An 11,295-nucleotide genomic window follows, 5' to 3' on the forward strand; every position below is an offset into this window, starting at 1 on the left:
CGTAATAAAGTGATATCCCTTCATGAAAATGTTAATATATGGAAATAATTACAAAATTAATTAAATAAATTGAGCAGAGATGTACATTTATTGAGTTGTTTTTAGTAAAATAGACTGATAAACACATTGAATGGTGTAAGGAGTGAACGTGTTGGAACCTATTAAATATGAAGAAGTAATGGATTTATTAACTTCTTATGAAAACAAACCCGTTTACCTACATGTTGAAACAACAAATGGTGCTTATGCTAACCATTTTGATGAACGTGTATTTAATGCTGGTACTTTTTTGAGAAATATACAAGTAACATTTGAACATGCACAACTTAAAGGTGGAGATAAAGATCCATACCGTATCGGATTAAAACTTCGCGACGGAGGTTGGGTTTATGTTCAGGGACTAACACATTATGAAGTTAACCAAAATAATGAATGTCTCATAGCTGGATTTAATTATGAAGGACAATTGGCTGCTACATTAGAAATTAGCGATAAGCCATTTACAATATAGAGGAGGTAAGATTCATGACAGATGAAAGACATGTACTCGTTATATTCCCTCATCCAGATGATGAAGCCTTCTCATCTGCGGGAACAATCGCAAGTTATATCGAGGCAGGCGTTCCGGTAACATATGCTTGTTTAACTTTAGGCCAAATGGGCAGGAATTTGGGTAATCCTCCATTTGCTACTAGAGAATCATTACCAGATATTCGTGAAAAAGAATTGGAAAATGCCGCTAAAGCGATTGGCATTACTGATTTAAGAAAAATGGGACTCAGAGATAAAACTGTTGAATTCGAACCACATGATCAAATGGATGATATGGTTAAAAATTTGATTGATGAAACTAATCCTTCATTAATTATTTCTTTTTATCCGAAATTTGCAGTTCATCCAGACCACGAAGCAACTGGTGAAGCAGTAGTAAGAACTGTTGGTCGTATGCCAGAGAATGAACGTCCAAGATTAACATTAGTTGCGTTTAGTAATGATGCACCCGATATATTAGGTGAACCTGACATCCAAAATGATATTTCTAAATATAAGGATATTAAAATTAAAGCCTTTGAAGCACATGCTTCACAAACTGGACCATTTTTAAAAGAATTAGCAAGTCCACAAGTTGGTGGAGAAGTTCATAGCTTTTTAGAAATTGAACCATTCTGGACTTATCATTTCGAATCTTAATGGAGGTTAACAATGACAGAATTTGATTTATCTACACGTGAAGGCCGATGGAAACATTTTGGTTCTGTTGACCCTATCGAAGGTACGAAACCCACAACTAAAAATGAAATGACTGATTTGCAAAGTACGCACAAAAACTTCTTATTTGAAATCGAAGAAGTTGGTATTAAAAACTTAACTTATCCTGTATTAATTGATCAATTTCAAACAGCAGGTACATTTAGTTTTTCAACAAGTTTAAATAAAGATGAAAAAGGCATAAATATGAGCCGCATTTTAGAAAGTGTTGAAAAACATTACAATAATGGTATTGAATTGGAATTTAATACGTTATACCATGTTTTACGAACATTGCAAGAAAAAATGAACCAAAATGCTGCCGGTGTTGATGTTAGTGGTAAATGGTTCTTTGATCGTTTTAGCCCTGTAACTAATATCAAAGCGATTGGAAATGCTGATGTCACTTATGGTATTGCAATTGAAGGTACTAAAGTTACGCGTAAAGAAGTAACTATTCAAGCAGCTGTTACTACTTTATGTCCTTGCTCTAAAGAAATCAGCGAATACTCTGCGCATAACCAACGTGGGATTGTTACAGTTAAAGCATATCTAAACAAAGATGACATAGTTATAGATGATTACAAAGATAAAATTTTAGATGCTATGGAAGCTAACGCTAGTTCAATATTATATCCTATATTGAAACGCCCAGACGAAAAAAGTGTTACAGAACGTGCCTATGAAAATCCACGTTTTGTTGAAGACTTAATTCGTTTGATTGCTGCAGATTTAGTTGAATTCGATTGGATTGAGGGATTTGACATTGAATGCAGAAATGAAGAATCAATACACCAACATGATGCATTTGCTCGCTTAAAATATAGAAAATAAAAAAACAGTCCATCCGATATTTCTATAACGGATGGACTGCCAATATATTATTTATTTGTTAACCTGAGACTTGTAATTAAGTCTCAGGTTATTTTTATTTTGAAATATGCATTTTCTTTTCACCTGGTTTAACAAAGCACATTGCAACAATACTAATCAATGATGCTACTACTGCAGAAACGAACATTGAAGAATAACCATATGATGCTACTAAGTAACCTGTTAATGTTGGTGCAATAACTGTCGCTGTATTAACAAAGAAATGTGTGATACCACCAAATGTACCAGTATTATTTGGTGTAGTATCAATGATAACTGCCCAATAAACTGCGTTTGGTAAGAAGATAAAGGCATTTCCTATCATCATCAATATCATCACTGCGACAATACTATGCGTAAATGGAATAATCACGAAACATGTTCCTGCACAAATCATACCAGCTATTGATAAACCTGATCGTGCAATTCTTAAACTTCCCGTTTTCTTTCTAAGCCAATCTGAAAGTTGACCACCAAAGTATGCTGTGAACACCGCACCTATCCAAGGAATCATACCTAAATACCATAAAGAGTGTATTTCAAAGTGATATTCATCTTGTAAGTATTTAGGAGTCCAAGTTAATATCAAGAAGTTCACATATTGGAAACCAAAATAACCTAACATATTACAAATAAGTGTTGTACTTGTGAAAAAGTGATACCATTTTTCTTTAGATTGTTCAGTATCAACTGTCTTTTCAACATTTAAACTATCCTCTGTAGAACGTATTGATTTAAGTTCTTCTTCAGAAATTCTTTTATTATCTTCAGGGTAATCTGTAAATACCTTCGCCCAAATAACTACCCAAACAAGACCTAATAAACCTAGTAAAATAAATAATAGACGCCAATTTGAAATAGTTAAAAAGCCTGAAACTATTGGAGCTGTAATTACTGCGCCTAGAGGGACTCCAATTAATCCTAAGGCAGAAAGTAAGCCTCTTTCTTTTGGTGCTGCCCAGTTCGCATTTGTTTTACTGATTGTTGAAAATATTGGACCTTCAGCTATACCAAACATAACGCGTAGCATACCAAAACCAGCTAAAGCTGAACCACCAAACACTGCTATACCTAGTTCCCCAGCAAATGCCATTCCAATTTCAACTAATGACCAAGCTGTTCCTGCTACAATCCAAACAAATTTTGGCCCTTTTTTATCCGCTGTAATTCCACCTAATAGGGAACCAAACATATAACCATAACCGAAATAGCCAAGAATAGTTCCCCAAGCAATCGTGTCAAATCCAAATTCTTTAATAATATCTTCTTGCGCGTATGAAATGGCCCCCCTGTCAATGTAATTAATCATTGTCATAAGCACAATCATAGTAATAATAAAATAACGATAACGTTTCATTAAGCCCCACCCCTTCATGAACATTTACACTTGTATGTAGTTTATCACACATTTATTTGTAAGCGCTACCACAAATAGTTAGAATTTTAAAATGATTTAGAAAACAGATGAATATTGCATGCGTTTATATATTTATATGTAATATTCATGTTATAATAAATGAAAAATATGTTAAGTATGGGGTAGTTTTATGAATTATTTTGTAGGCTTTAATTTAGGAAGTACTATAACAGGTATTGAGAAAGCTTTAATCAATCGTCTTTATCTATTTAAAAAGGCAGACTTACCTGCTAAATGCGTTTTTATTAAATGGAACCGTTATTTATCTAAACAACATAACGACTTCATCGATAGAGAAGATTTTATTAATATGTACGATTATTTCCAAGAAATAGATGATGTCACTGAGTCATATCATTTCGATTGGATAACATATTGGGAAAGTGAATGTCATTTTAATATTGAATACATTCCTAACACTAACGACATTAGAGTTTATGATGGCAAAACATTCATTATGTATGCCCACTTTTTAAATCGTAGTTATAAACATATTGATTACATTAATTACTTTGATAAAAATAGAAGAAAAGTTAAAAGAGAACTTTTTGATATTAGAGGTTTTTTAAGTTGTACAAAAATTTTAACAGGGCGTCAAGAAACTGTGTATGAATCTTATCATAACGAAAATGGTGAAATATTGATTGAAAAATATTACCACACTGTTTCTGGTGAATCTCAATTGGATTTAATCGTCTTAAATCATCACCAAAAGCACTATTTCTTTAATAGTGAAGAAGAACTTGTAGCTTATTTCATTGAAGATTTATATCAAGAAGGAGATTTATTCTTTAGTGATAAAAACAGAAATACATCTCCTGCATTTAATTTGACTGATTCAAAAATCCCTGTAGTAGCTGTTTTACATAGTACTCATGTGAAAAATTCGCAAGAAATTAATAGTTCTAATTATAAAAATATTTATAAACCAGTTTTTAATAATTTAAACAGATACAAAGCAATCATTACTTCAACTAATGAACAAAAAAAAGACGTTTCAAATCGCATACAAAATAAAATACCTATATTTAATTTACCTGTAGGTTTCTCATCATCAACTAAAAGCGAACTTAAAAAAATTCCAGTTAAAAAATTGATATCTATTGCTAGATATTCACCTGAAAAACAATTAGATCATCAAATTAGATTAATCGAAAAATTAAAAGCAGATTATCCTGAAATACAATTACATATGTATGGTTCAGGTATAGAAAAAGCAAAATTAGAAACTCTAATTAAAGAAAAACAATTAGAAAATAGTGTCTTATTACGTGGTTTCTTACCTGACTTAGAAAATGAATTTAAAGATGCTTATCTTTCTATTATAACTAGTAATATGGAAGGGTTCTCTTTGTCACTTCTTGAATCACTTTCTCACGGTGTACCAGTAATCAGTTACGATATCAAATATGGTCCAGCCGAAATGATTAATAATGGAGAGAATGGTTATTTAATTCAGAAAGACGATGAAAATGCCTTATATGAAAAAGTGAAATATCTATTAGACCATCCAGAATTACAACATGAATTTTCTGTTAATAGCGTCAAAGTAGCAAATCAATTTTCTGAAGACAATTTAATTGATCAATGGAAAACATTCTTGAAAACACTATAATCTTCATTAAAAAATTCCCGAGACATATGATTTCTCGGGAATTTCGTTTAATTTTTAAATGCTTTTTGGTATTGGACATAGACTGAAAGAAAATGCTCTATATTAGCAATTCTCACTCTATATCCCTGGTCTTTAACAAAGAATGAAACTAGTACTCTTTGTGGATTTTTAAAACACATAGCCAATTCAGGATAAAAATACCCTACTCTTTGGTAATCAGCTCTTAAATGTATAGTATCTATAAATTTATCTTCATCTATATTCTCGTCAACTAGATTTTGCTTACCAATAGACTTAGCTTTTTGAATTAAACGATAAGAAGCCATTAACATTTCTAAAAATGTAGCAAATGCTAACTTATTTCTTCTAATGAACGCAAGATTTTCACTCACATTTTTAATACCAAAAATAATATATTTATCTTCTGGTGAAATTTGTACTAGTTCATTCGTACAATAACCTAACCAATGATCGTGATATTGCCAGTATTCGTCTTTAATAAAGAACTCAAATAGATTTTTTACTGTTTCAACCAGACTTCATTTTGATTGTGTTGATATATTCTCAATAATGCAAGTGCTGCTTCTCCATCATAGTATAGATTCTAAATTGTTCTTTAACTGATAAATCAGGATAATTTGATACATGAGTAGTTTCAAAGGTATTTTCATTGATCATGGCCAATATACCTTGGCTACCTTTTGAGTCGTATTTAAATAACGTTTATTTTTATTCTTTTTAAGATATTCACAGACTGCAAATATAAATGAAGCATTTTGACCTAAGTTAATTTCATTACTGTTCTCTGTATTATCAAAAACATATCCTCTGCCATCTTGTTCATAAATATAATTATCAATTATATAATCTATGGCTTTTTCAACTGGTTCAATTGATTGGTTCAAATAATTTAAATCTTCAATTAATGCATAGGTAGATGAAGAATGTCGTAATATATTATAGAAATTTATTTTTTTATCAAAATGTGGGAAATAACCATAATTATACTTACCGTTTTTAGTTATCATATTTTTCAAATAAGGGACACTAGTATTAATCATTTTGTCTATTTCTTGATGTAAATTATTTACTTTACGCAATCCCTTTCTATTTCCATCAGAAAATAATTCAAATACTTCATCACCATCTAACATATAGCTTTAAGTTGAAAACTTTATGACATTTTTATCATTGTAAAACTCGTTTGTAAATTCTTTTTTGTGGCTAGTATATTTTCTTAAATAGTTATTAATATTATCTTCAGCTAATTCTAATTCACCAGTCGCTTTATCAGGTTTAAAAATGCATTAACATTGATTTCTTCCGGTAAAAAGGCTAAATTCCAGTATTGGTCAAATGCAACACCAAAGTGTACATAATTACGTCGTGTCTGTTCAAGTTCTTCTTTAACTTCATTAAAAGTAATATTTTCTTGATCTGTCACAAAATCAAGTTTTATCCACTCCGGATATTCACCAGATTGTTTTTTAAATTTAAGACATTGTTTATTAATATCTCTCTAAGTAGTTTATCTTTTTATACAATTTAACAGTTGCTTTTACGTTAGGTTTCCCCAAACTAACAAATGCATTCGAATCCTTGAACTTTTCAATGTTAATTTCACTGAGTAACTTACTAACTCTATCTTCTATTCTCATGATTCCTTCCATGTTTAATACAAGTATTTCTTTAATTTTATCATTAATTTTAATGCATGTATTTTATATAGAATAAAAACCAGGCCTATTAGACCTGGTTTTTCAATAATGACTATTTATTAAATAATCGAATATTATTTGTTATCTGCATCTTTTTTACGGCGTCTACCGAATAAGAATAATGATCCTAATCCAGCAAATAATGATCCGAATAATGTTGCATTATTTGAATTTGATTCTTCACCAGTTTCTGGTAATGCTTTATCATCTGAATGACCTTTGTCATCGTCATGATTGCTATCTGAATCAGTATCAATACCTAAATCGCTATCTAAGTCTAAGTCGCTGTCTGAATCTGAGTCGCTGTCTGAATCTGAGTCGCTATCTGAGTCTGAATCGCTATCTGAGTCTGAGTCGCTATCTGAGTCTGAATCGCTATCTGAATCTGAGTCGCTGTCTGAATCTGAGTCGCTGTCTGAATCTGAGTCGCTATCTGAGTCGGAATCGCTATCTGAGTCGGAGTCGCTGTCTGAATCTGAGTCGCTATCTGAGTCTGAATCGCTATCTGAATCTGAGTCGCTGTCTGAATCTGAGTCGCTATCTGAGTCTGAATCGCTATCTGAGTCGGAATCGCTATCTGAATCTGAGTCGCTGTCTGAATCTGAGTCGCTGTCTGAATCTGAGTCGCTATCTGAGTCTGAATCGCTATCTGAATCTGAGTCGCTATCTGAATCTGAGTCGCTATCTGAGTCTGAATCGCTATCTGAGTCTGAGTCGCTATCTGAATCAGAATCGCTATCTGAGTCGGAGTCGCTGTCTGAATCTGAGTCGCTATCTGAGTCTGAATCGCTATCTGAGTCTGAATCGCTATCTGAGTCTGAATCGCTATCTGAGTCGGAGTCGCTGTCTGATTCTGAGTCGCTATCTGAGTCTGAATCGCTATCTGAGTCGGAGTCGCTGTCTGAATCTGAGTCGCTATCTGAGTCTGAATCGCTGTCTGAGTCTGAATCGCTGTCTGAATCTGAATCGCTATCTGAATCGCTGTCTGAATCTGAGTCGCTATCTGAATCTGAATCGCTATCTGAGTCTGAATCGCTGTCTGAATCTGAGTCGCTATCTGAATCAGAATCGCTGTCTGAATCAGTATCTTCTTTATAGAAACCACTATCTAAAGTCATATCGTCATGACCATCAATAGTTACTGTTACAGAACTACCGTTTGAATCCAATGATCCGTCTCCAACTTTAACTTGTGTTGGCGTGTAGCCTTCAGGCGTTTCAAATGTAACTGTATATGTTTCTCCATCATGTAAATTATCAAATTCATAATGACCATTTTCGTCTGTTCTTACAGATTTAGTTGTGCCATCTGGATATTCTAATGTAACTAAGACACCTGGGATTGGTTTTTCATTAGAATCTGTACCTTGTACACCATCTTTGTCAGTATCTTCCCATACATAGTCTCCAATTTTATATAATTTTTCAGGTGCTTCAGTACCATTACCGCCACCTGAGTCACTAGTAGAATTAACTGTATTTGTATACTGAGAATATTGAGGATAGCCATTACTATTTGTTGTTGTCATACGTGCTGCCTGTTGTATAGATAAACTATCTTCAGCACCAGGTGTAAATTTACTTACAACTTTAACAATATACGCTGAATCAATATTACCAAAGTCTATATTTGCTGAGTTAGCATTAGCATTTTTATCAATAGTAAATTGATCTGTTACATCTTCATATTGGCTATAATCATAAATTTTATTACTTTGTGGTAATTCTTGGTTGTCACCAACTTTGTAAATTTTAATGTCAGTATTATTGTCAATAATAGTACTTCCATAGCCATTATATGGTTGACCGTCGTCATCAAAGCCACCACTTCTAATCCATACACTTGAATTATTAGCATTGTATTTCTTAGGATTCACATAAATTGTTTGTTCAACTTCATCTTTATCTAAATCTAAGTTACTAAAGATCGATTGAATGTTAGATGATCCTTGTACAATTGGTCTTTGATATTCAACATCTACATTTTTAGAAACTGTTTTACCTGCAGTACCATAAGTTAAATCAAGATTTTCTTCATTTGGTACATCTTTTTTATCAATATATGAGAACGTATCAAGATTAGCAGTTACATCTTCATATTTATCAACATAATTCGTAAATGTATATGTTGATGTTTTAGTTGCTTCATCAAAAGTACCAGTAGCAATCACTTCACCTGATGGATCTGTTATATCAACTGGAGTATAATCTTTTGTTAAATCTGAAGGTATCATACGTGGATCATATTGAATAGTCATAGTATCGCCAGATTTAACTTTATTATCAATTTTGAATTGAGATTGATATTCGACTGGTTCACCTTGGTGAGCTTCTATAACGCCATCTTCACTATTACCTTCTGTAATAGATTGACTAACAACTGTAATTAAATCATTTACATTTGTACCTTGTTCTGCAGCCAATTTTCTTACAGCAAATTTCTTCACTGGTTTAGCAGTTGATTCAGAGGCACGAGCAGTTGCATATGTTGCTGTAGATTCTTTTTTATTTGAATAATCTTTAGCTAATGCACTTAATAATGTATTTTCATCAAGATTATTATAGTCTAAATTTAAGTCTTTAACTTGAGCTTTAGCATCTTCTTTGCTTGTGTTATTAGTATCAGCAATGTAATTAGTTAATGCATCTTGTTTATCTTGTGTTGTTGTAGCATTTTGAACATCGTTAACTACAGTATCAACATCTTGTGTATTATTTGTTTTTTGTGAATTTTGAGATTGAGTTGTTGTTTGAGGTGTTTCTTCTGAAGTAGTTTCTTTTGAATCAGTTTGAGTTGATTCAGGAGTTTGTTCTGTAGTAGTCTCAGCTTTTGATGCTTCTTCAGTTGATTGTTCTTTAGTAGTGTTTGCTTTTGAATCTTCTGTTGTTGTTTGTGCTTCAGTTGTTTCTGCTTTTGGTGCTTCTTTTGTTGGTTCTTCTTTAGTAGTACTTGCTTTTGAATCTTCTGTTGTTGTTTGTGCTTCAGTTGTTTCTGCTTTTGATGACTCTTTAGTTGGTTCTTCTTTAGTTGTATCTGCTTTTGAGTCTTCTTGTGTTGATGACTCTTCAGTTGTTTCTGCTTTTGGAGCCTCTTTTGTTGGTTCTTCTTTAGTTGTATCTACTTTTGAGTCTTCTTGTGTTGATGACTCTTCAGAATTATTTGCTTTCGAATCTTCTTGAGTAGTTTGTTCTTCTGATGCATTATTGTCGTTTGTTACATCAGTTTGTTCAGGAATATCACTATTGTTTTTAGTTTGTTCACTTGTTTGAACATCGCCTTTTTGTTTAACAGCATCATCTTGTGAAGATGTATCTTCACTTGCTTGTGTTGATGTCTCTTCTGTATTATTTTCCGCTGCTTTAGCTTCTTGATTTCCAAGACCGAATAATAGAGTAGCCCCTACTAATATTGATGCAGTCCCTACTGTAAATCTTCTGATAGAATATTTGTTCAATTTGTTAGGTAAAAAATCCATTCTTTTTTTCATATATTTCCTCCTAGTTACTTCTTAATAACTGTATGTAACAACCACTTAAAAATTAGTAGCTGTCGCTTTAAATAATAATATAAACAATCAAATTTTACAACATTTAATATCCACAAAATACTATAATAAATAATTAAATTAAAGAATGTAAGGTCAAAACTTCTCTTTTAAAACAGAAAATTCCATACCATTTATTGTTTTTACATAAAAAATAAATACTTATAATGTATAAAAAAAATAATCCTCTTTATTATAGGTGTTATTTTTATTTAGAAATGACATAAATATATGGGTAACCGATCTGCCTTATATTTATCTGTTCTAAATATAACATTCAAAAGGATTATCTAGATTTATATAGTTGTTATTTGAGATATTTAATTATTTTATACTCTTTAATCAATTGACAAAATACTTCACATAATTTCTTTCACCAATTAACCTCAATCGTTTGCATTTAAAATTATATAACCTTTTTAAATGTTAGTCAACGTTAAATATTAAGTTAAACTTAATATTTTTACACTTTATTAAAACATTTTTGTATTTCATTAAAAATTCAAAAACATATTCATTTTAAAACTAATATAAGTTGTATCACAATTATTTTTATCGCTTTATCTTAATAATAATAAATATGAAAATGCTACTAATTACCTCCCTATGGCAACTAGTAGCACTTTTAAAATGAGTTTCTTATTTATCTTCTTTTTTACGTCGTCTACCCAATAAGAATAGTGAGCCTAAGCCAGCAAATAAAGATCCGAATAATGTTGCATTATTTGAATTTGATTCTTCACCAGTTTCTGGTAATGCTTTATCATCTGAATGATCTTTGTCTGCATCTGAATCTGAGTCACTATCTGAATCTGAGTCGCTATCTGAATCTGAGTCGCTATCTGAGTCGGAATCGCTATCTGAATCTGAGTCGCTGTC

The 11,295-nt window shown here is 31.8% G+C and carries 7 protein-coding genes and 1 pseudogene; 4 read left to right on the forward strand and 4 right to left on the reverse strand.

Translation table 11 applies throughout. The annotated features are described in order from the left end of the window. The first annotated feature begins 148 nt into the window (after positions 1 to 148). The 3 genes from Q4528_RS03620 to folE2 are packed head-to-tail and all read left to right on the forward strand — an operon-like array spanning position 149 to position 2,082. The gene (locus Q4528_RS03620; RefSeq protein ID WP_176745285.1) at positions 149 to 511 is read left to right on the forward strand and encodes a YojF family protein; all 363 of its coding nucleotides are present in this window, start codon (positions 149 to 151) and stop codon (positions 509 to 511) included. A 14-nt stretch (positions 512 to 525) separates the two neighbouring features. Further along, on the forward strand, positions 526 to 1,191 hold the full coding sequence (bshB2, locus tag Q4528_RS03625; protein WP_017636401.1) for a bacillithiol biosynthesis deacetylase BshB2: 666 nt from the start codon (positions 526 to 528) through the stop codon (positions 1,189 to 1,191). A 12-nt stretch (positions 1,192 to 1,203) separates the two neighbouring features. Then, positions 1,204 to 2,082: a GTP cyclohydrolase FolE2 gene (gene folE2 / locus Q4528_RS03630; RefSeq protein ID WP_017636402.1), complete on the forward strand. Its 879-nt coding sequence runs from the start codon at positions 1,204 to 1,206 to the stop codon at positions 2,080 to 2,082. 94 nt (positions 2,083 to 2,176) lie between these two features. On the opposite strand, the gene Q4528_RS03635 is transcribed toward folE2, so the two are convergent. Next, the gene (locus tag Q4528_RS03635) at positions 2,177 to 3,478 is read right to left on the reverse strand and encodes an MFS transporter (RefSeq protein WP_046466387.1); all 1,302 of its coding nucleotides are present in this window, start codon (positions 3,476 to 3,478) and stop codon (positions 2,177 to 2,179) included. Between the two features lie 190 nt (positions 3,479 to 3,668). Between Q4528_RS03635 and Q4528_RS03640 the strand changes: the two genes are divergently transcribed. Next, complete coding sequence (locus Q4528_RS03640; protein WP_046466386.1) at positions 3,669 to 5,153, forward strand: glycosyltransferase family 4 protein; 1,485 nt, start codon at positions 3,669 to 3,671, stop codon at positions 5,151 to 5,153. Between the two features lie 47 nt (positions 5,154 to 5,200). Here Q4528_RS03640 and Q4528_RS03645 read toward each other — a convergent pair. From Q4528_RS03645 to Q4528_RS03655, 3 genes and pseudogenes are all read right to left on the reverse strand, one after another. Continuing rightward, a pseudogene (locus Q4528_RS03645) lies at positions 5,201 to 6,811 on the reverse strand (poly(glycerol-phosphate) alpha-glucosyltransferase). A 134-nt stretch (positions 6,812 to 6,945) separates the two neighbouring features. After that, a complete protein-coding gene (locus Q4528_RS03650; RefSeq protein WP_303520551.1) occupies positions 6,946 to 10,359 on the reverse strand; it encodes a fibrinogen-binding adhesin SdrG C-terminal domain-containing protein in 3,414 nt (1,137 codons plus the stop codon). 696 nt (positions 10,360 to 11,055) lie between these two features. After that, positions 11,056 to 11,295, reverse strand: a 240-nt coding sequence (locus tag Q4528_RS03655) for an LPXTG cell wall anchor domain-containing protein (protein WP_303520552.1), incomplete at its 5' end; no start/stop codon positions are given.

The sequence above is a fragment of the Staphylococcus pasteuri genome (assembly GCF_030547725.1).
Classification (GTDB): Bacteria; Bacillota; Bacilli; order Staphylococcales; family Staphylococcaceae; genus Staphylococcus; species Staphylococcus pasteuri.